Source organism: Parabacteroides sp. D25 (assembly GCF_000307475.1).
GTDB classification, from domain to species: domain Bacteria; phylum Bacteroidota; class Bacteroidia; order Bacteroidales; family Tannerellaceae; genus Parabacteroides; species Parabacteroides distasonis.
This window is the reverse complement of sequence record NZ_JH976507.1, coordinates 1-23,870: the sequence shown is the minus strand read 5'-3', so window position 1 is coordinate 23,870 and position 23,870 is coordinate 1. Positions and strand designations below refer to the sequence as shown.

General features: G+C 42.5%; 25 protein-coding genes and 1 rRNA gene. 16 read left to right on the top strand and 10 right to left on the bottom strand.

Annotated features, from left to right (window positions below):
* Positions 1–67: 67 nt before the first annotated feature.
* The gene (gene tsaB / locus HMPREF0999_RS17650) at positions 68–784 is read right to left on the bottom strand and encodes a tRNA (adenosine(37)-N6)-threonylcarbamoyltransferase complex dimerization subunit type 1 TsaB (RefSeq protein WP_009276530.1); all 717 of its coding nucleotides are present in this window, start codon (positions 782–784) and stop codon (positions 68–70) included.
* A gap of 189 nt (positions 785–973) precedes the next feature.
* Between tsaB and HMPREF0999_RS17645 the strand changes: the two genes are divergently transcribed.
* The 14 genes from HMPREF0999_RS17645 to HMPREF0999_RS17590 all read left to right on the top strand — a co-directional run bounded on the left by HMPREF0999_RS17645 (position 974) and on the right by HMPREF0999_RS17590 (position 12,779).
* On the top strand, positions 974–1,846 hold the full coding sequence (locus HMPREF0999_RS17645) for a YicC/YloC family endoribonuclease (RefSeq protein WP_009018783.1): 873 nt from the start codon (positions 974–976) through the stop codon (positions 1,844–1,846).
* A gap of 14 nt (positions 1,847–1,860) precedes the next feature.
* The gene (gmk, locus tag HMPREF0999_RS17640; RefSeq protein ID WP_005861508.1) at positions 1,861–2,427 is read left to right on the top strand and encodes a guanylate kinase; all 567 of its coding nucleotides are present in this window, start codon (positions 1,861–1,863) and stop codon (positions 2,425–2,427) included.
* Positions 2,428–2,430: 3 nt separating this feature from the next.
* Positions 2,431–2,610 (top strand): hypothetical protein, encoded by a 180-nt coding sequence (locus HMPREF0999_RS17635; RefSeq protein ID WP_005861506.1) that lies wholly within the window; start codon positions 2,431–2,433, stop codon positions 2,608–2,610.
* Between the two features lie 11 nt (positions 2,611–2,621).
* The gene (gene nadD / locus HMPREF0999_RS17630; RefSeq protein ID WP_009276528.1) at positions 2,622–3,197 is read left to right on the top strand and encodes a nicotinate (nicotinamide) nucleotide adenylyltransferase; all 576 of its coding nucleotides are present in this window, start codon (positions 2,622–2,624) and stop codon (positions 3,195–3,197) included.
* Between the two features lie 701 nt (positions 3,198–3,898).
* Positions 3,899–4,042, top strand: coding sequence for a hypothetical protein (locus HMPREF0999_RS22125; protein WP_229033872.1), 144 nt, complete (start codon positions 3,899–3,901; stop codon positions 4,040–4,042).
* 73 nt (positions 4,043–4,115) lie between these two features.
* Entirely contained in the window at positions 4,116–4,295 is a 180-nt protein-coding gene (locus tag HMPREF0999_RS23005) for a hypothetical protein (protein WP_009276527.1), read from the top strand.
* A complete protein-coding gene (locus tag HMPREF0999_RS17625; RefSeq protein ID WP_009276526.1) occupies positions 4,246–5,232 on the top strand; it encodes a 6-bladed beta-propeller in 987 nt (328 codons plus the stop codon). Before HMPREF0999_RS23005 ends, HMPREF0999_RS17625 begins: the two co-directional genes overlap by 50 nt.
* A 19-nt stretch (positions 5,233–5,251) precedes the next feature.
* Positions 5,252–5,764 (top strand): cysteine peptidase family C39 domain-containing protein, encoded by a 513-nt coding sequence (locus HMPREF0999_RS23000; protein ID WP_009276525.1) that lies wholly within the window; start codon positions 5,252–5,254, stop codon positions 5,762–5,764.
* The gene (locus HMPREF0999_RS17615; RefSeq protein ID WP_009276524.1) at positions 5,730–6,797 is read left to right on the top strand and encodes a vitamin K epoxide reductase family protein; all 1,068 of its coding nucleotides are present in this window, start codon (positions 5,730–5,732) and stop codon (positions 6,795–6,797) included. The genes HMPREF0999_RS23000 and HMPREF0999_RS17615 overlap by 35 nt, the downstream gene beginning before the upstream one ends.
* A 29-nt stretch (positions 6,798–6,826) precedes the next feature.
* Positions 6,827–7,828 carry a hypothetical protein gene (locus HMPREF0999_RS17610; protein ID WP_009276523.1) on the top strand — a complete coding sequence of 334 codons (1,002 nt, stop codon included), beginning with the start codon at positions 6,827–6,829 and terminating at the stop codon, positions 7,826–7,828.
* Positions 7,819–8,508, top strand: coding sequence for a galactosyltransferase-related protein (locus HMPREF0999_RS17605; protein ID WP_009276522.1), 690 nt, complete (start codon positions 7,819–7,821; stop codon positions 8,506–8,508). The genes HMPREF0999_RS17610 and HMPREF0999_RS17605 overlap by 10 nt, the downstream gene beginning before the upstream one ends.
* 180 nt (positions 8,509–8,688) lie before the next feature.
* Entirely contained in the window at positions 8,689–10,419 is a 1,731-nt protein-coding gene (gene lysS / locus HMPREF0999_RS17600) for a lysine--tRNA ligase (RefSeq protein ID WP_009276521.1), read from the top strand.
* Between the two features lie 12 nt (positions 10,420–10,431).
* The gene (locus HMPREF0999_RS17595; protein WP_005861487.1) at positions 10,432–11,427 is read left to right on the top strand and encodes an NAD(P)H-dependent glycerol-3-phosphate dehydrogenase; all 996 of its coding nucleotides are present in this window, start codon (positions 10,432–10,434) and stop codon (positions 11,425–11,427) included.
* 8 nt (positions 11,428–11,435) lie between these two features.
* The gene (locus HMPREF0999_RS17590) at positions 11,436–12,779 is read left to right on the top strand and encodes a glucose-6-phosphate isomerase (RefSeq protein ID WP_009276520.1); all 1,344 of its coding nucleotides are present in this window, start codon (positions 11,436–11,438) and stop codon (positions 12,777–12,779) included.
* Between the two features lie 71 nt (positions 12,780–12,850).
* On the opposite strand, the gene HMPREF0999_RS17585 is transcribed toward HMPREF0999_RS17590, so the two are convergent.
* Entirely contained in the window at positions 12,851–13,126 is a 276-nt protein-coding gene (locus tag HMPREF0999_RS17585; RefSeq protein WP_008780759.1) for an HU family DNA-binding protein, read from the bottom strand.
* A 586-nt stretch (positions 13,127–13,712) separates the two neighbouring features.
* On the opposite strand from HMPREF0999_RS17585, the gene HMPREF0999_RS17580 reads away from it, so the two are divergent.
* Entirely contained in the window at positions 13,713–14,468 is a 756-nt protein-coding gene (locus tag HMPREF0999_RS17580) for an HAD-IA family hydrolase (protein ID WP_009276519.1), read from the top strand.
* Between the two features lie 64 nt (positions 14,469–14,532).
* Here the strand turns inward: HMPREF0999_RS17580 and HMPREF0999_RS17575 are convergent, their stop codons facing one another.
* Positions 14,533–15,435, bottom strand: coding sequence for a sugar phosphate isomerase/epimerase family protein (locus tag HMPREF0999_RS17575; protein WP_005861481.1), 903 nt, complete (start codon positions 15,433–15,435; stop codon positions 14,533–14,535).
* A gap of 155 nt (positions 15,436–15,590) precedes the next feature.
* On the opposite strand from HMPREF0999_RS17575, the gene HMPREF0999_RS17570 reads away from it, so the two are divergent.
* Positions 15,591–16,979 (top strand): DUF1080 domain-containing protein, encoded by a 1,389-nt coding sequence (locus tag HMPREF0999_RS17570; protein ID WP_005861479.1) that lies wholly within the window; start codon positions 15,591–15,593, stop codon positions 16,977–16,979.
* Positions 16,980–17,056: 77 nt separating this feature from the next.
* Here HMPREF0999_RS17570 and HMPREF0999_RS17565 read toward each other — a convergent pair whose 3' ends face one another.
* The 7 genes from HMPREF0999_RS17565 to rrf all read right to left on the bottom strand — a co-directional run bounded on the left by HMPREF0999_RS17565 (position 17,057) and on the right by rrf (position 23,814).
* Positions 17,057–18,313 (bottom strand): ABC transporter permease, encoded by a 1,257-nt coding sequence (locus HMPREF0999_RS17565; protein WP_009276518.1) that lies wholly within the window; start codon positions 18,311–18,313, stop codon positions 17,057–17,059.
* 12 nt (positions 18,314–18,325) lie between these two features.
* A complete protein-coding gene (locus HMPREF0999_RS17560) occupies positions 18,326–19,504 on the bottom strand; it encodes an ABC transporter permease (protein ID WP_009018788.1) in 1,179 nt (392 codons plus the stop codon).
* A complete protein-coding gene (locus tag HMPREF0999_RS17555; protein ID WP_005865742.1) occupies positions 19,501–20,514 on the bottom strand; it encodes an HlyD family secretion protein in 1,014 nt (337 codons plus the stop codon). The genes HMPREF0999_RS17560 and HMPREF0999_RS17555 overlap by 4 nt, the downstream gene beginning before the upstream one ends.
* Before the next feature lie 30 nt (positions 20,515–20,544).
* A complete protein-coding gene (locus tag HMPREF0999_RS17550; protein ID WP_005861471.1) occupies positions 20,545–21,930 on the bottom strand; it encodes a TolC family protein in 1,386 nt (461 codons plus the stop codon).
* Positions 21,931–22,041: 111 nt separating this feature from the next.
* Positions 22,042–22,635 carry a Crp/Fnr family transcriptional regulator gene (locus HMPREF0999_RS17545; protein WP_005861469.1) on the bottom strand — a complete coding sequence of 198 codons (594 nt, stop codon included), beginning with the start codon at positions 22,633–22,635 and terminating at the stop codon, positions 22,042–22,044.
* Between the two features lie 2 nt (positions 22,636–22,637).
* Positions 22,638–23,543 carry a hypothetical protein gene (locus tag HMPREF0999_RS17540; RefSeq protein ID WP_005861467.1) on the bottom strand — a complete coding sequence of 302 codons (906 nt, stop codon included), beginning with the start codon at positions 23,541–23,543 and terminating at the stop codon, positions 22,638–22,640.
* 160 nt (positions 23,544–23,703) lie between these two features.
* A 5S ribosomal RNA gene (gene rrf / locus HMPREF0999_RS17535) occupies positions 23,704–23,814 on the bottom strand.
* Positions 23,815–23,870: the final 56 nt, after the last annotated feature.

The following is a 23,870-nucleotide window of genomic DNA, read 5'->3' as shown; positions in this document are numbered from 1 at the left end:
TCTTTAACTGATTTATTCATTTTAGAATAAACAGCCGGAACATGAATTTGGTTGTGTACCCTTACTCTTATTTGTTTTTCCCTAACGCCTCGTTCAGCACTTTGTTCTTAGCGATCGTTGCTTGGAATTCTTTCAAATAGAAAGGCTCAAAATAAGCCACATTCTCAAAACGGCCATCATCATATGCTTTCTGCGACAAGGATGCCATATTTACAGCCAATGGATAGATACCAGCCATAAAACAGGCGTTCGGAGAAGTGATTACCATCTCACATTTAGCGGCACCGTCTCCAAAGAAACAAACCTTACCGTTCTCTAAAAAAGAAGCATACGAATCAGCATCTACGATATCAGCAGTCGTGGCACGTATCGTGTTGAGATGGGAATCATAAATCGAAGAGTAGACTTCCATACGGCGGGCATCCAACATAGCGCAATACAAGCAATCGGCCTCCTCCTTATTTTTCCGGATAGCGGCAGACGCTAAAATATCCAGCGTATGAATACCGATCAAAGGAATACCATACCCAAAGCATAATCCTTTAGCCACAGACACCCCGATGCGTAATCCCGTATAAGATCCGGGTCCGCTACTTACCGCCACGGCATCCAGTTTCATCCCTTTCGACTTCGCGGCCTCTAATGCCTCTTCCATATAAACGCCCAATAACGCCGCATGAGACGGCCCCTCAAAGGAAGCCTTCTCAAAGACCACCTCCTCCCCTTCCGACAGGGCTACTGAACATACGGAAGTGGATGTCTCGATATTTAAGATCAATGACATAATAATTAACTATTAACAATTGATAATTGAACGAACAAACAATCTCAATCCTTCAATCTGATTAGGTTGCGAAGGTATACAAAAATTCATTATACTATCAAGGCAGCCCTATGAGAAACATCTATTTATGAGAAAATAAACATCAAATCTAAAAGGAAACCACTATCTTTGCGCAAACTTTTGAGAAAAATGATACAATCAATGACTGGGTTCGGTAAGGTTACTGCCGAGCTCCCTTCAAAAAAAGTAACCGTAGAGATAAAGGCTTTAAACAGTAAGCAATTGGATTTGTCCACCCGTATCCCTTCCATATACAAGGATAAGGAAATGGAGCTTCGGAGCCTGTTACTTCAATCTTTGGAGCGGGGAAAAGTTGAGTTCAATATCTTTATAGAATATATAGGCAAAGATACTCCTACACAGATCAATCTTGCCGCCGTAGAGAATTATTACAACCAAATCAAGGAGATCGCAGAGAAACTGAATATCAGCGTTCCGAACGATTGGTTCCAGACCTTGCTCCGGATGCCGGACGCAATCAAGTCCGAGACCGTAGAACCGGACGAATCCGAATGGGGGGTGGTTTTAGAAACGGTAAAGGACGCTATCAAGCACCTGTGTGATTTCCGTATCCAAGAAGGAGCCATGCTTCAAAAGCTTTTTGAGCAAAAGATAGCCAATATCGCCACTCTGTTGAAAGAAGTGGAGAAATACGAGGGGGAACGTATCGAGAAAATCAAAGCTCGTATCATGGATAACCTGCAAAAGATAGCCGAGAAGGACTATGACAAGAATCGTTTCGAACAAGAAATGATCTATTACATCGAGAAGCTGGATGTCAACGAGGAAAAGAACCGTTTGGACAACCACTTGAAATATTTTATCTCAACCATGGAATCCGGTCACGGCCAAGGCAAGAAGCTCGGTTTTATCGCTCAGGAAATGGGGCGTGAGATCAATACGCTCGGATCAAAGAGCAACCACGCCGAGATGCAGAAGATCGTGGTCCAGATGAAAGACGAGTTGGAACAAATCAAGGAACAGGTACTAAACGTATTATAATAAGATTAACGAGAATGGCTGGCAAATTAATTATCTTCTCCGCACCCTCGGGTTCCGGAAAATCAACCATTATTAATTATCTTTTGAAACAAGATTTACACCTTCGTTTCTCCATCTCGGCTACCAGCCGGGCTCCGCGGGGAACCGAGAAGAATGGTGTGGAATATTATTTCCTTACGCCGGAAGAGTTCCGCAGTCGTATCGCTAATGGAGACTTCTTGGAATATGAGGAGGTGTATACCGATAAATATTACGGTACGTTAAAGAGCGAGGTAGAGCGTATCTTGAACGAAGGGGATAACGTGATTTTCGATGTGGATGTGGTAGGCGGATGCAATATCAAGAAATTCTATGGAGACCGTGCCCTGTCTGTCTTTATCCAACCTCCTTGCATCGATGACCTACGGAAGCGATTGGAAGGACGGGGAACAGACAGCCCGGAAGTTATCGAAAGCCGTATCGCCAAGGCTGAGTATGAATTAGGGTTCACGGGACAGTTTGATAAGGTTGTCGTAAACGATGATCTGGAGACTGCCCAAAAAGACGCGTTGAAGATCATTCGTGAGTTCTTAAACAAATAGTCTATGTCTAATATATTCAAGAATACCCGTTTTATGATGGGGCTTTCTATCGTTTGTGGGATAGCGAGCCTCGTATTAGGTGGTATTAGCCTGTATTATAAGGAGTATATCATCGGGGGTGCCCTGATATTTAATATATTCATTTGTTTCATCAACTATAAGGGTTGGCAAAAGAAGGGCTAAGTAAAAATCGTATGGGACTCAAGACCGGGATTTACAGTGGATCATTCAATCCCATTCACATAGGCCATCTCGCCTTGGCGAACTGGCTATGTGAGTTCGAGGGATTGGATGAGGTGTGGTTCGTAGTCACGCCTCACAATCCGCTGAAGAAAAAGGATGACCTGCTCGATGACTCACTACGGCTGGAAATGGCCCAAGCCGCTATTGACGGATGTCCTAAATTCAGGGTCTGCGATATTGAGTTCTACCTACCGAAACCTTCTTATTCCATTGATACCCTACGAACCTTATCCCGTAACTATCCAAATCGGGACTTTTATTTTATCATGGGAGCCGATAACTGGCAGCTTTTTCCCCGATGGAAAGAACACGAAAAAATACTCCAAGACTACAAACTGCTGATTTATCCCCGCCTAGGATTCGACATCTCGATCCCTGCCATTTATCCGAACGTGAAAAAGGTAGACGCTCCCTTGATGGAAATCTCCTCCACATTTATCCGTAACGCTTACCAAACCGGCAAGGATATCCGTTTCTTCCTGCCGGAAGGAGTGCGGCCTTATTTCGGGTCAGTAGCAAATCAGTGACATACCTGCGATAGAAGATATACTTACTTGGGCTATGAAGTATATATCCTATGCCACTTGAAGTATATATTCTTCGAGAAGGGAAGTTATACCGTGATTATTTACAGCTTTGCCATCTTAGGGCAATCTGCCAAAATTCCCATTAAAACATGTTTTACAGCACAGCCGTTAAAGATGATCCCCGTAACATCAAAACAGGCTCACCCGATAATCTTTTTGGAGTATCCAAATATATAATTTGAGCCTTGTCAAGTGAATAACTAATGGCTAGTCAAGTGAATAACTAACGGTTAGGGGTAGCCGTTAGTTATTCACTTGGGAAGTGATTAGTTATTCATTTGGGAGGCTTTGTACCTATAGCTTACGCTATTACATAAAACACTATTACATAACAAATTACATCAATACAATAAGTCATTTCTCGAACAAATTAAACGTGGGACAGAACAATCGAATTCACATAGCTAACTTATATGCATATCTCCACTAATTTTCTACTGTAGCAATAGAAAGACAATATACATTAAACAACAATAAAAAAGACATAATATACCCCATGTTTGATATTTTTTAATTTTCTTTGTAATATCAAAGTATTACACATCTATTAACTTTTTAAATCTTTCAAATTATGGACAAACTCAAAAAAACTGACAAAAGTCGTACTAAACCAACAAAGTAAAGTTCTTCCAAAAGAACAAATGATGAAAATCTTAGGGGGAGGAAGTGCGTATTGTCATTGTCATAATCTTTCTTCCTCAATTGAAGTAACAAGCTGCTCTGAATGCAGTAATAAATGCTCAAATTATGGCGGCGTACAAAACTGTAACACTACAGGAGGTTAGCAACAAAAGAAAGGGCTGGTTTTAGCTGGTGATATCTGCTAAAACCAGCTTTTTTCTTAAAACAAAAATGACCATGATCTATCTTCTATTTTTAGTCACTCTTTTGCTTATCAGTTGTAATCCGGATCAAGCCAAGGATAATGGCAAGGACGAAACAATCGAGTATTTTATTCCACTCTCACATCGGGTAGAAAAAGACGTGGATGAAATGTTTGAGGAATATCGGTATGTCCCCCTTGGAAACAAGGGATGACGCATTGATAGATGTGCTTTACAATGTTAAAAACATCGCTATCTTTCAAGAGGATATTTACATAGGCTCCGGAGAGCAATTAATCGTTTGGGATAAATATGGAAAATTCAAACGAGTCTTATCCAAAAAGGGAAATGATCCGCAATCATACCTCCACTTTAACCATTTCATGATATGGCCCAATGGAGATCTATCGATCGCTTCTCCCATTGAAATCGTAACCTATTCAAATTCACACCAATTCATCAACAAAAAGCGTTGCGAGAATGTCGGCTATATAGAGGCGATCACTCTTTTGAACGATAGTCTATACATCATAAAATGTATGCCTACCCCCGAACAGCTACGATACCGTATCATCAACCATCATACGGGAGCCATTATAAACTCGTATGATTCCATCATCAACTGCAATCGATATATCAGTTCATTCACAAACTCATTTGAACGGTATGAAGGACATATTATCTCTCATGGTTATCAAAGCAACGACATCCTTGAATGCACTTTGGATAGTTCAAAAATACGATACAAAATAAACGTAGATAACAGGATACCGCCCGCCGGCTTTTACACGCAAGAGGGAAAAGAAGGCATGCAACTCATACAGGAAGAAGCGGAGAAAGGATACATCGGCCATATCCCGGACTACGTGGAGTCCAAGGAAACGATATTGCTCTCCTTTAAGGGGAAAAGAGAAGACCTAAACGGAATAGCCTTAATCGACAAAAAAGACGGAAACGCAAGAGTTTTAGAGAACATCAAGTTCGATGACAACTTCCGGTGGTTGCCCAAACAGTTCTTCTCGTTAGATGAGGGCTGGTGCGCCATGCTGATGTATCCGGAAGACGTTTTGAAGAAGGAAGAGTTCGCAAGGCGTTTCCCCGGACTGGACGAGGAGAGTAACCCGGTGTTGTTCATTGGTAAACTAAGGTAATCATTAAAGACCTAAAGCAATGGAACATGACAATCTATTCATCCAAATTTTAGAAATCTTATCGATAAAGTACACGGAAGATTTTACCATAAGATTCTACGAGAGCCATCCACACAAAAACAATCTGTTTGGACTGTCCGAGATGCTACGTTATTATAATATAGAGAATGTAGCGGCCGAAATTCAAAAAACACAAGAAAACTTATCCTCATTAGATGTACCCTTTGTGGCTTACGTAGATCATGAGTTTGTATTGGTGCGACATGTTTCTACCGAGGCAATCATCTATTCATGGCGAGGTAAAAACATCACATTATCTATCCCGGTATTCTTGGAACGATGGTCAGGAATCGTCCTTCTTTTCGAATCCACCGATGAATCTATTAACCGGATTATAAAGAACATAGAAAGAATACTTACGACAGCGGATAGTAATCGTATGTTTCGTATCATTACTTCTATCATTAATAGGGTGTGCCCTTATCACCAACAGAGGAATGGAGATAGGAATCTGGGGGTTATGGGGTGTTAATGTGATCGGAGCATCTTTCTGCGGTATCCTGCTTTCTCGAGAGATCTTAGGCTCGGATAAATATGTCAACAAAATTTGTTCCCTGTTTTTGAAATCCAGTGATTGCAACGGGACATTGGATTCCCAAGCATCTCATTTCTTGGGGATCAGTTGGAGTGTCTTCGGCTTAGGATATTTTCTTTCCGCAATATTGTTTATCGCCTTGTTGCCCCAATATGTTATATATGCAGAGACTCTGAATATAATCGCATTACCTTATACAGCGTGGAGCGTATGGTACCAAAAATTTAGGGTAAAACAATGGTGCGCTTTATGTTTATCTGTACAAGCTACCGTATGGATCACCTTTCTTATCTCTCTATTCGCGATAGGCATGGATTTCAATCAATGGGATTTATTTGATTTCACTACCATTGGATGCGTGTATGGGCTCGTCATTCTATCACTCCATTTTACTGTTACATTATACGTAAAAGAAAAGCAAATCCAACGAAGCAACAATAAACTTAGCAGCATAAAACTGAATGCCTCTGTATTTAAGAGCTTATTAAACGAACAGCCTCAATATGACATTGACAAAAATACAGGAATATTATTGGGCAATAGGGATGCCAAAGAGTGGATTACCATTATCTCTAATCCACATTGTGCTCCTTGCGTAAAATTACATCTCCAAATAGAAAAGTTACTCAAAGAATATAAAGAAGAGATTTGCATACAAATCATCTTGACCTCTTTTAGCAAGGAATTAGAACCTAGCGCCATGCTACTGACCTCCATGTATCTACTAAATAATGAATCGGATTATTTACGATTCCTATCTGACTGGTATGCAAAAGGGCGTCATAAAAAAGAGGATTGCTATAAAAGATACAGATTAAATCCTAATGACAAAGATATGTTAGCCAATTTTCAAGCACAAAACGAATGGGTTAGGCGCAATACAATAAGTTCCACTCCAACAGTTTTGACAAATGGTTATTTATTGCCGGAAGAATATGAGTTAAAGGATATGTCGTATTTAATAAATTAGCATCACAAATAGATTCGCTAAATAAGCATTTGATAGGCTCATTACATACAAGCTACCCTTTCGGGTTGGCTCATGGCAAAATGGGATCACTCATCTATTTATACCATTTGTATGATTATACGCAAGAAGCTATTTATAAAGAGAAGGCTGAGCGATTGCTGGACGATCTCTTGGAAAACGATCTCTCTAAAAACGCAGAACTCACCGTGGAGGAAGGTTTATGCGGAGTTGCGTTAGGATTGGATTATATTGTAAAAAAGCAATTTGTAGACGGTGATATTAATGATTTGCTAAGTGGTATCGATGATTTGCTATTCAAGAAGCTGGTTTTCGGAAATATGGAATCTAGGTATTCCCTGTCTCAACTCATCCATTTCTTATATTACATTTATAAAAGGCTGGAAATCCAGACAAACGATAATGAGCGTTTCCCTTTCGAGGGCTTAGCAATCAAGTTAGTTAATCAATTGGCCGATTTGATAGACGCCTCCTTTTTCGAGGAATCCTATACGTTTTCCATTTACCAATATCACGTACCGATATTGATGAAAACCCTGTCCTGTCTTATACAATATGATTTTTACAAGGATCGGATACAAAAGGTTTTGGAACAACTATCTCTGTATATGTTCTCCCATTTGCCTCATCTGCATTTGAACCGACTATATCTGTTATGGGGCATACTACCTTTACGGAATTGTTCGCCGGATTGGCAAAGATATGTGAACGAACTAAGAAAATCAATCAATCTAGACATAATATATAATAGAGAGATCAAAGGCAAGGATATCTATATCAGTAATGGATACGCTTCTCTATATTTCTTGTTGGAGGGATTAAAAAGGGACTTCCCCGAATACACCATCCCTTTCAATCCGCACCTAATTTACGATCGGATCATCTCGTCTGACGCTTGGGATGCCCTAATGGAGAACGAATACTACTATAATATACACAGAGGATTGCTGAATGGTTTCCCCGGTACGGTGTTGGCATTGTTAAACATTAAGCAAAGATATTTATGCGAATAGACTTGACAGATACAACATTTATTATTCCTGTACGGATCGATTCCATGATCCGTTTGGAGAATCTGTTGATGTCCGTGGACTCAATAGTACGTTATTTCCGGACACGCATCTTAATTCTGGAGGCCTCATCATACCAAAATGAGATTATCCCCTCGTTAATAAAAGATGATACGGTGAAGTACACTTTCCTCGTGGATAAAGATCCTGTATTCTACAAGACCAAATACTTGAATATCCTCGCAAAGCAGGTTGATACTCCACTTGTTTGTATTTGGGACGCAGATGTGATACTGGACCACCTTCAAATATTGGATGCGGTGAAACAGCTTAGAACTAGGACTTCTGATGTCGCTTATCCATATGATGGTAATTTTTTAGATACGTCAGATATATTGAGGGAACATTATTGGCTCCATCGTGACTTAGATTTCCTAAAAAAACATCAAGCAAAGATGAACTCTTTGTACACAGTAGAGGGAGTGATAGGCGCAGTCGGGGGAGCGGTCTTCGCCCAAACGGAAAAATACCTGCAAGCGGGTATGGAGAATGAGGATTTCTATGGCTGGGGCTTGGAGGACGGAGAAAGACATTACCGTTGGTTGAGTTTTGGCTACCGGATTTATCGGAGTGAGGGCTGTTTATTCCATTTGTCTCATCCCCGGGATCAAAACGGGATGTAAAGATAAAATTATTGGGTCTTAAGTTCATTGGCCTACAAACCTAAGATACTTCACCAAGGATCCTAAGATACTTTATCCATGAACTAACAAGATCGGTGACCTCAACCTTTTACCACATAAGTCAGCATAAATCAGAAATATTTTGTACTTTTGCGCCGTATTATACAAAATAATAGCATAATGAATCTATTAGAACTGAGTGAACAGGAAATAATAAGACGTAATAGCATGGAACAGTTGCGTCAGATGGGGATAGAGCCTTATCCCGCAGCTGAGTATGTAACGAACGCATTTTCCAAAGAGATAAAAGAGACATTCAAAGATGACGCTGAGCCACGCCCGGTACGTATCGCCGGCCGTATCATGAGCCGTCGTATCATGGGAAAAGCCTCTTTCATGGAGTTGCAGGATTCCGAGGGCAGAATACAGGTCTATATCTCTCGTGACGATATTTGTCCGGACGAGAATAAAGACACATACAATGTCGTTTTCAAGAAATTACTGGATATCGGTGATTTCGTCGGGATCAAGGGATTCGTTTTCCGTACTCAGATGGGAGAGATTTCCGTTCATGCGCAAGAATTGACAGTTCTGTCTAAATCACTTCGTCCGCTACCGGTCGTTAAATATAAGGATGGTGTCGCTTACGACGGTTTTAATGACCCGGAGCTTCGTTATCGCCAGCGTTACGTGGATTTGGTAGTAAACGAGGGTGTAAAAGATATTTTCATGAAACGTGCGGCTATCATCAAGACCATGCGTACCGCCTTGGATGAGGCCGGATATACGGAGGTAGAGACTCCGATCCTGCAATCTATCGCCGGAGGAGCTAGCGCACGTCCGTTTACGACACATCATAATTCCTTGGATATCGATTTATATTTACGTATCGCTACCGAGTTGTATTTGAAACGATTGATCGTCGGTGGATTCGAGGGTGTATACGAGATCGGTAAGAATTTCCGTAACGAGGGTATGGACCGTACGCACAACCCGGAGTTCACCTGTATGGAACTTTATGTTCAATACAAGGACTATAACTGGATGATGAGCTTCACCGAGAAGCTGTTGGAGCGTATCTGTATCGCCGTGAACGGTACGAGCGAGAGCACGATCGACGGTAAGACAATCAGCTTCAAGGCTCCTTTCCGCCGTTTGCCGATCTTGGAGGCGATCAAGGAAAAGACGGGTTACGACTTGGAAGGTAAGAGCGAGGACGAGATCCGTACGATCTGCAAGGAATTGAAGATGGAGATCGACGATACGATGGGTAAAGGTAAATTGATCGACGAGATCTTCGGGGAGTTCTGCGAGGGTACGTTTATCCAGCCGACCTTCATCATCGACTATCCGGTTGAGATGAGCCCACTGACTAAGATGCACCGTAGCAAACCGGGATTGACCGAACGCTTCGAGTTGATGGTAAACGGGAAGGAATTGGCGAACGCTTATAGCGAGCTGAACGATCCGATCGACCAAGAAGAACGTTTCAAGGAGCAATTACGCTTGAGCGAGAAAGGGGACGACGAGGCGATGTTCATCGATCAAGATTTCTTACGCGCCCTTCAATTCGGTATGCCTCCTACGTCGGGTATCGGTATTGGTATCGACCGTCTGGTTATGTTGATGACCGGACAGACAACGATCCAAGAGGTATTGCTTTTCCCTCAAATGCGTCCGGAGAAAACCGTAAAGAAAGATAACGCCGACAAATACGTGGCCTTGGGCATTTCCGAGGAGTGGGTTCCCGCTTTGCAGAAAGCCGGCTACCTGACGGTTGACACGCTGAAAGAAGCGAACGCCAACAAATTAAGACAAGAGCTTTGTGAGCTTAATAAAAAATATAAGTTAGAACTGCAAAATCCTACGATCCAAGAAATAGAAGCTTGGATAGCCAATGTAGGAGAATAAAAGCGTGATACGATGGATTTGCCCGGAAAAATCGCGATAATGGGAGGTGGTAGCTGGGCTACCGCCTTAGCCAAGATCGTACTTTCAACTCAAGATAGTATCAACTGGTACATGCGTAGGCCCGATCGTATCGAGGAGTTCAAGCAGTTGGGACACAACCCGTGTTACCTCACCGCCGTGAAATTCGACACGAACAAGATAAACTTCTATTCCAATATCAACCAAGCGATCAAGGACTCGGATACCTTGATCTTCGCTACGCCTTCCCCTTTCTTGAAACAACATTTGAAGAAGGTGAAGACCTCTTTGAAAGATAAGTTTATCATCTCGGCGATCAAGGGTATCGTACCGGATGAGAATATGTTGATTACGGATTACTTCGCGGAGTATTACAAGGTTCCAACAGAAAATATAGCAGTTATCGGTGGTCCCTGTCATGCGGAAGAGATCGCTCTGGAACGGCTCTCGTACATTACGTTGGCTTGTTCCGACATCGAGAAGGTCCGTACGATATCCCCCGTTTTCAAGAATCAATACTTAAAGAATTCCTTCTGTAAGGATGTGACCGGTATCGAATACGCCGCCGTACTGAAGAACGTGTACGCTATCGCCGCCGGTATTTGCCATGGAATGAAATATGGTGATAACTTCCAAGCCGTATTTATCTCGAACGCTATTGAGGAGATGCGTAATTTCGTGGACGCCGTACACGGGCTGGAGCGGGATATCACCGACTCCGTCTACCTTGGCGATTTGCTGGTTACCGCTTATTCCCGGTTCAGCCGTAACCGTACTTTCGGAACCATGATCGGTAAAGGATATTCCGTGAAGACAGCGCAGCTGGAGATGGAAATGATCGCCGAGGGATATTATGGAACCAAGTGTATGCGTGAGATCAACGAGAAATATAAAGTGAACATGCCGATACTGGACGCTGTTTATGATATATTGTACGAGAAGAAATCGCCGACAACGGTCATTCGTCAATTAACGGAAACGTTTAAATAAAATAGCATATGAAAAACATCAGTTTAAACATCGACAAGGCTCTGGGCACTGTCTCCAAGGAACAGGTTTACGCTCAAGAGGCCAAGGCAATGGAATGTATTGCCACATTACATAACGGTAACGGAGCAGGTAACGACTTTTTGGGTTGGTTGCATCTCCCCTCTTCTATTACGGACGCAGAGTTGGCCGACATCGAGAATACGGCGAACGTGCTTCGTTCTAAATGTGAGGTGGTCGTAGCCATTGGTATCGGTGGTAGCTATTTGGGTACCAAAGCGGTAGTAGAAGCGTTAAACAACAGCTTCGACTGGTTGCAAAACGACCGTAAAAACCCGGTTATGTTATACGCCGGACACAATATCGGAGAGGATTATCTTTATGAATTAAGCGAAGTCTTGAAAGGTAAGCAATTCGGTATTATCAATATCTCCAAGTCTGGTACGACTACAGAGCCGGCTTTGGCTTTCCGTATCTTGAAGAAACAATTGGAAGATGCTGTTGGCAAGGAAGAGGCTAAACATCGTATCGTAGCTATCACGGACGCTAAGAGAGGCGCTTTGCGGACCTTGGCGGATCAAGAAGGTTACAAGACTTTCATCATCCCTGATAACGTAGGTGGACGTTTCTCTGTTTTAACTCCGGTAGGTTTGCTTCCGATCGCCGTGGCAGGTATCAGCATCCGCGACTTGGTTGCTGGAGCTGTTTCCATGGAAAAAGCTACAGATGCGAGTGTTCCTTTCGCTGATAATATGGCCGCTATCTATGCCGCTACTCGTAATGAGTTATATAAGAACGGTAAAAAGATTGAGATCTTGGCTAACTTCCATCCGAAATTGCACTATATCGCAGAATGGTGGAAACAACTTTACGGAGAGAGCGAAGGTAAAGACGGTAAAGGTATTTTCCCAGCATCCGTAGATTTGACAACCGATTTGCATTCCATGGGTCAATGGATTCAAGACGGTGAGCGTACGATTTTCGAAACGGTTATCTCCGTGGAAGCTACAGATCATAGCGTATTGGTCCCTACAGATGAAGCCGATTTAGATGGCTTGAACTTCTTGGCAGGCAAGCATGTAGACGAGGTAAACAAGATGGCCGAGTTAGGTACTCAGTTGGCTCACGTAGATGGTGGTGTTCCTAATATCAAGGTTAATATGCCGGAAGTAAGCGCATTCTATATCGGTCAGTTATTCTATTTCTTCGAGAAAGCTTGCGGTATCAGTGGTTATATGTTAGGTGTGAATCCTTTCAATCAACCGGGTGTCGAGGCTTATAAGAAGAATATGTTCGCCCTGTTGAATAAGCCGGGATACGAGAAAGAAAGCGAAGCTATCAAAGCACGTTTATAATACGATTTACCCCATAAAAAAACGGTTTTCTCATCACGAGGAAACCGTTTTTTCGTTTGAATAGTTTTTTATTACTCATTTAATTCTTTAAGTAAATCGCTCCCGGCTTTGAATTTGACCGAGACACGTGGAGTAATCATTACTTCCTCCCCTGTTTTCGGATTACGTGCCAATCGCTCGGATTGTTGCCAAGGTACAAAAGATCCAAATCCTTTCATGGAAATAGATTCTCCTTCCCGTATTCCTTTCGCCACAACAGTCGGTAACGCATTCACTACGGCCCTAACAACATTTTTCGGCAATCCTGTTTCTTCCACAAGAGATTGTACTAATTCTCCTCTATTCATACTAGATAATAAATATACCATTCTTCACCAGAAAAGAGTCCGATGAGAACTCTAGTTAACGCATTAATAACGAATTTTCAAAGGCTATAACTTGCTATGAATAAGTGATATCATAATACTGTATACTATTTCTTATTAATTATATTTCTACCAAAGTCTCACTTGTCTATCAGAAAGGGGTTCAATTATACCTGTATTTAGGTATATAATATTTCTGTATGCATTGATTTTTAATATATGATATTTTGATATTCCCCAAATATTCATATATTTGCAATGATTAAACAACTAAGTTCTCATCGAACTACGTCATAATTTATTGATTAATTATCTCAACGAAATAAATTTATATCCCTTATTTTTCAATACATCTATCAACTCATCCAGATAATTATAAAATTTATCAATCCGGTTAGGGTGTACATGTAGGTGGATCAAAAGTAAGCACCCATTTAAACCATTTTTGTTTCATAAAATGAAATTCCATTATATATCATATTTATTTAATTTCAAGAAGCTTTCCTCCCATTTCTGTTAATTCCGATTTATTACGTACCTTTGTATTGGTTTTTAAGAAGGTAATAACATGATTCAAGAAGCGATTATCCGATATCTGCGTAAACACAGGCAGGAATCCCTTTCTCCCAAAGCTGTTCTTTTCGATATGGATGGTGTATTATATGACTCTATGCGTTTTCATGCACGGGCATGGCATGAGGTAGCGACCCACCATCAGCTAACTTCTCGGCCGGAAGACTTTTATATGTTCGAAGGACGTACTGGGGAAAGCACGATCAACGAGCTATACCAACGCACTTTCCAACGAGACGCTACCGCCGAGGAGAAGCAAACGATCTATAAAGAGAAAGCGGATCTATTCAATACCTATAATGACGGTGCCCCCATGACCGGCGCCGCAGAGGTTCTAAAAGAAGTGGAAGCATCTGGACTGCAACGATTGGTTGTCACCGGTTCCGGCCAACATAGCTTGATCGATAAGCTAAACCATACCTATCCGGGACATTTCAACCGAGAGAAAATGGTTACGGCTTTCGACGTGAAATATGGCAAGCCACACCCCGAACCTTATTTAATGGGACTTCAAAAAGCGCATGCGAAGCCTAACGAAGCTTTTGTGGTAGAGAACGCTCCCATGGGAGTAGAAGCTGCCGTGGCAGCCAATATCTTTACGATAGCCGTAAACACCGGACCTCTCCCCGATCAAGTTTTATTAGATGCCGGAGCGGATTTACTATATCCGGATATGGAAAACTTAGCTAAAGATTGGAAACAAATCATCGAGCTTGCGAAATCCACCCGATTGAACGAGTATTCCAAATAAGCGAACATAAAAAAAGAGGCTACCCGATAATGAAGTAGCCTCTTCTTTTTTATCATCGAACGGATTATTTCACATAATCAGCCTTATTCAAGAAATCATAGCTCTGCTGAACGCTGGCAACCGGATCATTGTTTGTATATTGCTCAACTTCAACATACCAATCCTTTACGTTATTAGCGTACATTTGATCGAAGATAGGCTTGAAATTCATCTTGCCACTTGCGCCGATCTCTTTCTCATCCTTGATATGGATAGCCTTGAACTGGCTCGGACGGTTCTTCAAGTAAGCGACAGGATCACCACCACCCATCATTACCCAGTATACATCCATCTCGAAGAATACGTGGTTCGGGCTTACGTTATCCAACAAGAAATCATAGATCAATTGATCGTCGATCTTACGGAACTCGAAGTCGTGGTTATGATAACCGAACGCAATGCTAGCGGCAGCGGTCTTATAACCAACCGTGTTGAAATAATCGCAGTACATCTTCAAGTCATCCAATGTAGTCTTATCGTTAACCGGCATCCACGGTTGAACCATATATTTAACGCCTAACTCATTATGAGCATCAATCGCTTGATCCCACCAACTCATAACCTCGGCTTCTTTTTCTTTCGTAAATGCCTGTCCAAGGTGAGCGCTCGTACACTTCATACCTAGGTCATTCACCATTTTCTTAAATTCAGCGGGAGCTAAACCGTAAATCTTTCCGTTATCATAGCTTGCTGTCTCCAGATTCTTATAACCCATCTTAGCGGCGGTTTCCAATACTTTCTGGATACCTTCTTCTTTTACAAGGTCTCTTAAAGAATACAATTGAAGCCCTATATATTTAGAAGACTCCGATGCTGTAGCGGCAGCTTGTCCTGATTTACCGCCACAAGAAGATAATAACTGCGGGGCTACCAACCCACCCGCAAGCATCAAAGAGGCTTGCTTCAAAAAATTACGTCTGTTCTGCATAGTACTATTAATTAAGTTTGATTGAGAATTTTTACAAAAGTAAGACTATATTCTTAGGTTTATATCTTTATGGAAGTTAAAATCTTCAAAAAGGACATTGTATTTTAATTTTCGTTATCTTTGGAGGATATATTATTACTTAAATCATTTATATCATGAAAAAATTATCAATTCTAGCGATGGGCCTTCTCTTTGTCCTGACCACAGCCTGTAGTGTTTCCGGCAGTGGTACCTTATTCGATGGCAAAGATAGTAACAAATGGAAAATGACAGGCGATGTCTCCGTTCAAGACGACATAATGACCTTGAAAGGTACGGATGCACTGGCCGTACTGAAAAACGGCAAATACAAAAACTTCGATCTGACCCTTGATTTACGTACTACCCCGGGAGGCAAAGGCGCCGTCTGGTTCCATACGGACCCAACCTTGAAGAAAGGATATCGTATCGCTATCAATAATGACCGGGCTGATAAGGTTTGGTGGAAAATGACAGGAAGTCTTGTTTCCGTGAGGAATTTGACCAAAAGCTTCGTAAAAGAGGATCAATGGTTCAAGATGGATATCCGGGTTGCCGGACAAGAGATCGATGTAAATATAAACGGCGAACCGGTTGTAGAGTATATCCAACCAACCGCACCGTATCGTACGGACGCTAACGCCTATGCCTTATTATCGGAAGGGACATTTGCCATAGAGAGTGATGGTAGCGGTGAGATCCAGATCAAGAACATCACCGTGAACGTAATTGATGAATCCACGATCGATATCAACGCACAATTGGCGGAAGCTAACGATGAGCAAAATGATGAGATCATTAAATTACATCAATCGGATTTCCCGGTATTAGATTATCACGTGCACTTAAAAGGTGGCTTAACCAAGGAAGTTGCCGCTAAGCAATCCCGCAAGACCGGTATCAATTATACGATCGCACCGAACTGCGGCATCGGTTTCCCGATCACGAACGACCAACAAGTCATGGATTACCTAAATGAGATGCGCTCACAGCCTTTCATCCTTGGCATGCAAGCGGAAGGACGCGAATGGATAACCACATTCTCTCCCGAGACTCTTAAAGAATTCGACTATGTGTTTACGGACGCTTTGACGTTCAAGGACAATAAAGGTCGCCGTACCCGCCTATGGATTCCGGAAGAGACTTGGATCGAGAATGAGGAGCAATATATGGACATGATCGTAGATCGTATCTGCTCCGTATTGGAAGAGCCGGTAGATATCTATGTAAATCCTTGTTTCTTGCCATCTCCGATGGATAAGCGTTTTGACGAATTCTGGACAGAGGCCCGCATGAACCGTTTCGTCGAGGCATTGGCAAAAAGCGGAAAAGCTTTAGAGATCAACGAACTATACAATATTCCAAATAAAGCGATCATTATGAAGGCGAAAGCCGCCGGCGTTAAATTCACGTTTGGAAGTAACAACGTGACACCAAACGTCAGCGATCTGTCTTACAGTATCCGCATGATGAAAGAATGTGGCCTGACCGCTGAGGATATGTATAAACCGAAAGTTAAAATCTAATCACACATTTACCCTCACCCTAATCCCCCGTTTAGGGACACCCTAAATGAGCGATTAGGGTAGACCTAAACGAGGGATTATTCTCTTTCTCGCAACATCCGTCGCATCTTCATATACCGATATTGCTTTATAATCATCTTGCGGCTACGTATGATCTGATAACGGTAAATGATACAAGACAAGATGAAATATACACCTGCCTGAATCCATAATACCCGGTATTCATGCGCCACCTCATGCAAGGAAGCGCCAGCCGTATTGATACGGATAAATCCCTGGATACCCGGAGTAGAAGGAAACAAATAACCCACCACTTTCCAAAACGGAGGAATAGCCGCCTCCGGCCAAGAGACACCCGAGATAAATAATAAGATGACAGACGTGAAAACGAACACCAACATAGGCGATTCGCGACTCGTCATAAATCCCGATAGCGTCATAGACATAAAAATACAGGCAAACAGGTAAGGCAGTAAAAACAACAAAATAGTCAGTGGCTCACCAACCTGAGGTAAGGAGAATAACTTAGGGACAATAGCCAATACCCAGATGCAAACCACCACATACAGCAAAAGATAAGTCAGCGACTTGCCGAACACGATACGCAAAGTCCCGTTAAAATGCCTGCAAATAGGTACCAGACTATGGAAACGATTCTTTTCCCGTGCCGTTCCTCCCAACATTCCGATGCCCAATATCAAGGTCTGTTGCAATACCAAGATCAAGATAGCCGGTACCAAAAAACTGGCAAAACCATTCTGGGAATTAAACAACGCTACCGATTCATACGGGATCGGGTCTACCGTGATCTGGTCCATCTTATCCGTAGACGACGGATTATTATGCATCCGAAGTTCCTTACCCATATCCAACGATACCTCTGTCGCCGCCAAAAGGAAAGCCTTATAAAACAATAAGGCGCTCATATCGCAATACAACGAGACGGTTGTCTGTCGCCCTTCATGCAGGTCCTTACTATAATCCGGGGGAAAGAGCAAAATTCCATAGGCCTTCTTCTCATCTAACATCTTCTTGGCTTCCGCCATATCCGGACAAACACCCACTACTTCCACATCCGGCGTGGCGTTAACCCGTCTGGTAAACTCACGACTCAAATAGGAATCACTTTGGTCTACCACCACCATCTTCGCTTCGTGTACTACCTCGTTATTATATATAAATGAATAAAGCAGCGGATATACGAAAGGCACCAAGAAAAAGAAGATCATGACCCCCGCATCCTTAAACACGTTTCTCAATTCATCTTTCCAAATATAAAGCGTATCCAGAAGACCTTCCTTTATGATATATCGTAAACGATGTTCTCTTTTCATCACATACAGTTTTTACGGTAGATATTTGAAATCCAACAACGCTCTCTTCAAGTTCCGCCCGATAAGGAAGGGCAGGATCAAGAATCCCAACAACCAAGCGTACTCGCCCAACGTATAGAATAGCGCCCGCCCGTTCAAGGCTTGATCGACATAAATCAAGAAATAATGCCGCAAAGGGAACAAACGAGCCAACGCTTGCAACGTAGGGTCCATACCTTGTACTGGAAACGAGAATCCGACAATGGAGAACGAGATCATTCCGAACAGGCTGGCGAAGCTAAGCCCTAAACGGGGAGTCGGTAATACGCCGATCATAAATACGCCTACCGCCTGAGAGGATATAATCAGCAAAAACATCGCCAAAAGCATCGGAAACCAACCGCTATTTAACGGGAAAGAATTAATTCCATACAACACCGCACAATACATAAAGCCTACGACCGTAAAAATAGCTGTCTGCGGCAATAACTTTCCCAACAAACTAACTGCGATGGAATTCCCTCCCATATCCAACCATTTACGGGACGTGGAATATTTAATTTCCGTACCGATACTGAATACTGTCACCAGAAATACCATCAACTGAATGATACCCGGCAAAACCGTATTATTCAAATATACCGAATAATTCAACCACGGATTGCCGATCGGGTGCGTATCGATCACGATCGGTTGTAGCTGTCCCATGATCTGCGCTTCGGTATATCCTTTAGCTTGTCCGGTCTGTAAACCCACAGCGGCCCCCGCCAATACCGACATCGTTTTCATATCCCGAAACAGCAAAGAAGCGGCGATCAAATAGGTACCATTCGTATAGAAAGACAACCGGGGCTGCTTTCCAGATGTGGCGTCCACGGCGAAACCGGATGGAATGTAAAAAATTCCATATACATTCCCTTTCTGCATTTCCTGACGAGCCTCGGTAAACGACATGGTTTTCATATACACCTCTGTCTGCTCAAAGGCATCCAACTGGCGAATCAAATTGCGTGAAGTAGCAGAGTTATCCATATCCACCACTGCTATCGGCAGATCGGTCGGCAATCCCTCATGCATCAACGATACAAAGAAAATGACACAGATAGCCGGAGCGATCAACATACAAAAGAAGTAAATCGGTTGAGCCACCAGCCGATGCACCTCACGCTTCGCGATAAGCCAGATTCTATGCAAACTTTCTTTATAGGTCATACGATCTCTTTCCCTTTTTTCTTTAAGATCACGGACATTCCCGGACGAAGATCAGCGACTTTCTCCAACGGACGGGCACGCACCTCGAAAGTCTTCGAGTCATATTGTCCATTCGTCTTTGTCGCTTTCCATGCGGCATACGAGCCCATATCCTTCATATAATAGACTTTCAACTTCACCGGTAGGTCCCCCAACGCCGGAATAAAAGCATTTACTTCCGAGCCAATCTTGATATCTTTCAACAGATCCTCACGAATACTGAAAGTTACCCATACATCATTTAAATCAGAGATATTCATGATCGGAGCGCCTGTACCAACCAACTCGCCGACTTCCGGGAACCGTTCTGAAACCTCCCCGTCAATCGGAGCCACCAAAGCGCTCTCGCCCACATACGACTCCACTTCGGCGATAGCACCTTCCGCACGTTGGACCATAGCGGCAGCGGCAGCCTTATCTTCCTTACGGGCACCTTCTTTTGCCATCTCATATTGAGAACGGGCAGCCTTCTCTGTCGCTACCATAGCGTTATAATTAGCCTCCACCTCGTCTCTTTTTTGAGCGGACATCACCCCTTTCTCGTATAAATTCTGAATACGATCGAAAGATTTCTTAGCGATAGTTAATCCGGCTTGCGCCTTTTGCCACATCTCATAAGCGGCCGTAATTTCCTGTTCACGGGCTCCTTTAATCGCTTTAGCGTTCTGCGCCTCCGCTGCCGCACGAGCCGCCTCCGCTTGTTTCAGCTTCGCCATAACCTCGGGCGTATCTAAAAAGACCAAAGTATCTCCGGCTTTTACCTGATCGCCTTCGCCAAAACGATAAGAAGCGATACGTCCGGGAACCTTACCGGAGATACGAACTTGGGTGGCCTCGGCCTGCCCCATTATAATATCGTCAGGCGGTGTAAGCAGGAAGAAACCCGCCAAGGCTACCAATCCGATCACGACCAATACTGTGATAAAAGCTAACATCATGTTACTGATAGAAAACTTCTTGTTCTCGTTCATCTCTGTGTATATTTTTATTTGTTATTACTCTTATTCATTTGCGGACAGTTTACCCAAAGCCTTGCTTAGATAAACTTCTGTTAATTTCACCTCGATTTGAGCATCAATCAAACTAGAGCGAGCAGAAACCCATGCTGTCTGCGCCTCCATTAAGTTCAAAGCCGGGATAACCCCTTCCTCAAAACCGAAATTCGCACGCCGCAAATTCTCTTCCGCATTTTCCATATTACGGGAAGAAGCGATCAACTTTTTGCCCGCTTCATTCACTTTATAAACGGATTGATTTACCTGCAACTCAATCTTTTCACGAGCATCCTGCCATTCCAGTGTTTTTATGCGCGTTTCCGCTTTCGCCGAGTTACGCCTATAAGTGCCTTCCCACCAACCGGACAAGGGTACCTTTACCATAACTCCGACATTAAACATACCAGCGAAATCATTTTTAAAACCATTAAAAACATTCGGATTCGTGACGAAGTAATTCGCCGCTAAAGCGACATTAGGCAACATCTCTGCCAAAGCAATACGTTCTTTTCGCTTATAGATTTTCGTTGCCAGATCCAAACTTCTCAGTTCATTACGATTCATGAAAGCCTCATTCAGATCAGCCGAGGCTTGTGTTGTCTCTACCGGAAAATTATCCAGCTTCTCGTCTGCAAGCGATAAATCCTCCTCTAAAGACAGACCACAAATTTGCGCTAAAAGCATTCGGGTTAAAGCCAGACCATTCTCAACCTTAGTCTGAGCCATCTCCGCCTCATTCAGTTTCACCTTGACAGAAAGCCCATCGGCCTCGGTAGCGACTCCCTCATAGATCATAGCGGTCACATCACTATCCATCTTACGGAGCAAATCCACATAAGCGTCCGCCAATTTCTTCTTATTCACCAAAGATATGACCTGCCAATAGGTTTCGTCAGTCTTATAAATCAAGTCCTGCAACTGTAAATTATTCATTGACTCCGCTAATTGCTTGGCAAACTTAGTGATTTGGTTATAATTAACGATCTTCCCACCCATGAATACAGGCTGCACCAACGATACATTACCCACCCAGATATTCTGCACATCCAAATGTTGCATATCGTTCACCCCACTCATCAAATGTTGGATCATCGGTAATTGGGCCAAGCCACCTAAAGAAGAGCTCAAGGATGAGGACAAAGCGCCCATGTCCAGTAAGTTTATATCCTTCTGGTTCCACATATAGGCACCGTTTGCCGATAATTGAGGAAAATACTTGGTAAAAGCGGCTTTCTTCTCGTTATCCGCCATCTTGATCTTTTCGCCAGAGATTTGTAGCTCCTTATTGTTCTGGATCGCCAGATTCCGGCACTCTTCCAATGTCAACATTCGCTGAGCGTGCATACAGCTCACCGTGACTACAAATGTTAATAGTAAGATAGTTCGTTTCATCTTTATATCGTTTTAACCTACCTATATAATGCCATCATATTCCCTATGTGACAAAAATATAAAAACCCGCACAAAAGTATAGGTTTAAAGCGAATATAAAATTGAACTAATTCAATAAAGGATACGTTTCTTCAACTTACAATACCAAGAATCACTAACCCCCATATATTGAGCTATATATTTATCAGGGACCCGGCTTACGATCCATTGGTGGTTCGTATAAAGATATTTCAGGAATTCTTCCGCCTTACAGGTTTGACGGACAGCGAACATTGAATAGAGCTTGGAAATAATCATCAGCATCACATTCTGATAACAGGTAGCGAAAGCTGGATATCCCAACGACAAACGTTCGATATCCGTCCGGGAAAAACAGAGCAATTCACCATCCTCGATAGCTTTCACCTCAAACTCGGAAGGGACTTGTGTAAAATAACCTATTGTAGAAACAAAAGGGTACATACTATCCGAGGAGAAACCGGTTACGCATTCATTCCCATTCTCATTAATATATTGATTGATAAAAAGCCCTTTATTAATAAAATAGGCATCTTGGCACAACTCGCCCGTACGAATCAAATAATCCCCTTTCCGGATTGTCACACCTCGAGTACAACTTTCCAAATCCTTTAGGAAAGATTCATCTCGAGACAGAATCTCCGGAATAAAACTTAGGAACTTCTCAAAGTCGGGAGATAATTTCATAGTTAATCATCCAAGGTAAATCTCTTCTGTCCGATCAAATTACCGTCAGAGAAAATATCCACACGGTAAGTACCCGGAGATAAGAATTCCTCGATATTCCAATACATGGTCACTGCCACCTCCTCACCTTCATATTCTATCATTTTCTTCATAGAATAATTGATTTCCTTTCCTTCAAAAGCGAATACATCCGCACGGCTTTTCACCAATATATCGTCATCCGGTTTCATGATCCGTACATATACCATCTTTTCGCCGACAGGAGCGGTAATGTTCTTCGCTATCTTGAAAGTCACGACGAATTGCTGCATCTTCTTAATACGCTTAGCGAGTTTACCTCGAGAGTTCACAGGAGTCACGTTAATATCCGTCGCATCCAAACGACTAGCTAACGTTACTCTTTCCGTCAATTTCTCTTTTTCCTTTTTCAAGGTAGCAGCTTGTGAAGTAGCCCTCTGATATTTCTGAACAGCCTCTTTCTTTTCAACCTTCAATTGCTCATTCTCACGATTCAAGGAATCGATTTGGACAACATAGTTACGCATGATTTTACGTAAGGTATCCAATTCCTTTTTCAAGCGAGCTATTTCCTTCGCATTCGTAGCCTTCACCGTACGCAATTCTTCCAATAAACGTTGTACCTTTGCTTGCTCCGTAGATAATAGGGCAACAAGGGAATCATTGCCTACGCTAAACTTATAACCTTCATATTGAAGAGACAATTCATTATATTCATCCTCCAAAGATTCTTTCTCAAGATCAAAGGTTTCCACCAAATCAGTCATTTGCTGCTTTTGATGATAAATATAATAACCGGCACCAGCAATAATCAGTACCAATACTATAACTGCTACGATAAGTAGCGAAAGTTTATTTACTTCTTTATTCTCTTTCTTTTCAGTATCCATATGAGGTTCTTAGCTATTACAAAAGCACAAAATTACAATTTCTTATCCATCCGAACAACAAAGTACACCTAAAAATAGAAAAAGGCAGAGAGGATATATACCAAAAAAAGGAGTCACCCCTTACGGACTGACTCCTCTCCATCGGCTTTCGCCTTTCTCAAGACGGCGGCTACCTACTCTTCCACTGTTACGCAGTACCATCGGCGTGACGAGGCTTAACTTCTCTGTTCGGAATGGGAAGAGGTGGATCCCTCGTGCTATAGCCACCTTAATATCATTATCAAGATTTTGACCGGACATCAATCCGAAGAGACCAGCTTCGCCTTA

What these genes read in the sequence shown, in the direction of transcription:
- tsaB (WP_009276530.1), bottom strand. Translation starts at nt 784, where the DNA reads ATGTCATTGATCTTAAATATCGAGACATCCACTTCCGTATGTTCAGTA.
- HMPREF0999_RS17645 (WP_009018783.1), top strand. Translation starts at nt 974, where the DNA reads ATGATACAATCAATGACTGGGTTCGGTAAGGTTACTGCCGAGCTCCCT.
- gmk (WP_005861508.1), top strand. Translation starts at nt 1,861, where the DNA reads ATGGCTGGCAAATTAATTATCTTCTCCGCACCCTCGGGTTCCGGAAAA.
- HMPREF0999_RS17635 (WP_005861506.1), top strand. Translation starts at nt 2,431, where the DNA reads ATGTCTAATATATTCAAGAATACCCGTTTTATGATGGGGCTTTCTATC.
- nadD (WP_009276528.1), top strand. Translation starts at nt 2,622, where the DNA reads ATGGGACTCAAGACCGGGATTTACAGTGGATCATTCAATCCCATTCAC.
- HMPREF0999_RS22125 (WP_229033872.1), top strand. Translation starts at nt 3,899, where the DNA reads ATGATGAAAATCTTAGGGGGAGGAAGTGCGTATTGTCATTGTCATAAT.
- HMPREF0999_RS23005 (WP_009276527.1), top strand. Translation starts at nt 4,116, where the DNA reads ATGATCTATCTTCTATTTTTAGTCACTCTTTTGCTTATCAGTTGTAAT.
- HMPREF0999_RS17625 (WP_009276526.1), top strand. Translation starts at nt 4,246, where the DNA reads ATGAAATGTTTGAGGAATATCGGTATGTCCCCCTTGGAAACAAGGGAT.
- HMPREF0999_RS23000 (WP_009276525.1), top strand. Translation starts at nt 5,252, where the DNA reads ATGGAACATGACAATCTATTCATCCAAATTTTAGAAATCTTATCGATA.
- HMPREF0999_RS17615 (WP_009276524.1), top strand. Translation starts at nt 5,730, where the DNA reads ATGGAGATAGGAATCTGGGGGTTATGGGGTGTTAATGTGATCGGAGCA.
- HMPREF0999_RS17605 (WP_009276522.1), top strand. Translation starts at nt 7,819, where the DNA reads ATGCGAATAGACTTGACAGATACAACATTTATTATTCCTGTACGGATC.
- lysS (WP_009276521.1), top strand. Translation starts at nt 8,689, where the DNA reads ATGAATCTATTAGAACTGAGTGAACAGGAAATAATAAGACGTAATAGC.
- HMPREF0999_RS17595 (WP_005861487.1), top strand. Translation starts at nt 10,432, where the DNA reads ATGGATTTGCCCGGAAAAATCGCGATAATGGGAGGTGGTAGCTGGGCT.
- HMPREF0999_RS17590 (WP_009276520.1), top strand. Translation starts at nt 11,436, where the DNA reads ATGAAAAACATCAGTTTAAACATCGACAAGGCTCTGGGCACTGTCTCC.
- HMPREF0999_RS17585 (WP_008780759.1), bottom strand. Translation starts at nt 13,126, where the DNA reads ATGAATAGAGGAGAATTAGTACAATCTCTTGTGGAAGAAACAGGATTG.
- HMPREF0999_RS17580 (WP_009276519.1), top strand. Translation starts at nt 13,713, where the DNA reads ATGATTCAAGAAGCGATTATCCGATATCTGCGTAAACACAGGCAGGAA.
- HMPREF0999_RS17575 (WP_005861481.1), bottom strand. Translation starts at nt 15,435, where the DNA reads ATGCAGAACAGACGTAATTTTTTGAAGCAAGCCTCTTTGATGCTTGCG.
- HMPREF0999_RS17570 (WP_005861479.1), top strand. Translation starts at nt 15,591, where the DNA reads ATGAAAAAATTATCAATTCTAGCGATGGGCCTTCTCTTTGTCCTGACC.
- HMPREF0999_RS17565 (WP_009276518.1), bottom strand. Translation starts at nt 18,313, where the DNA reads ATGAAAAGAGAACATCGTTTACGATATATCATAAAGGAAGGTCTTCTG.
- HMPREF0999_RS17560 (WP_009018788.1), bottom strand. Translation starts at nt 19,504, where the DNA reads ATGACCTATAAAGAAAGTTTGCATAGAATCTGGCTTATCGCGAAGCGT.
- HMPREF0999_RS17555 (WP_005865742.1), bottom strand. Translation starts at nt 20,514, where the DNA reads ATGAACGAGAACAAGAAGTTTTCTATCAGTAACATGATGTTAGCTTTT.
- HMPREF0999_RS17550 (WP_005861471.1), bottom strand. Translation starts at nt 21,930, where the DNA reads ATGAAACGAACTATCTTACTATTAACATTTGTAGTCACGGTGAGCTGT.
- HMPREF0999_RS17545 (WP_005861469.1), bottom strand. Translation starts at nt 22,635, where the DNA reads ATGAAATTATCTCCCGACTTTGAGAAGTTCCTAAGTTTTATTCCGGAG.
- HMPREF0999_RS17540 (WP_005861467.1), bottom strand. Translation starts at nt 23,543, where the DNA reads ATGGATACTGAAAAGAAAGAGAATAAAGAAGTAAATAAACTTTCGCTA.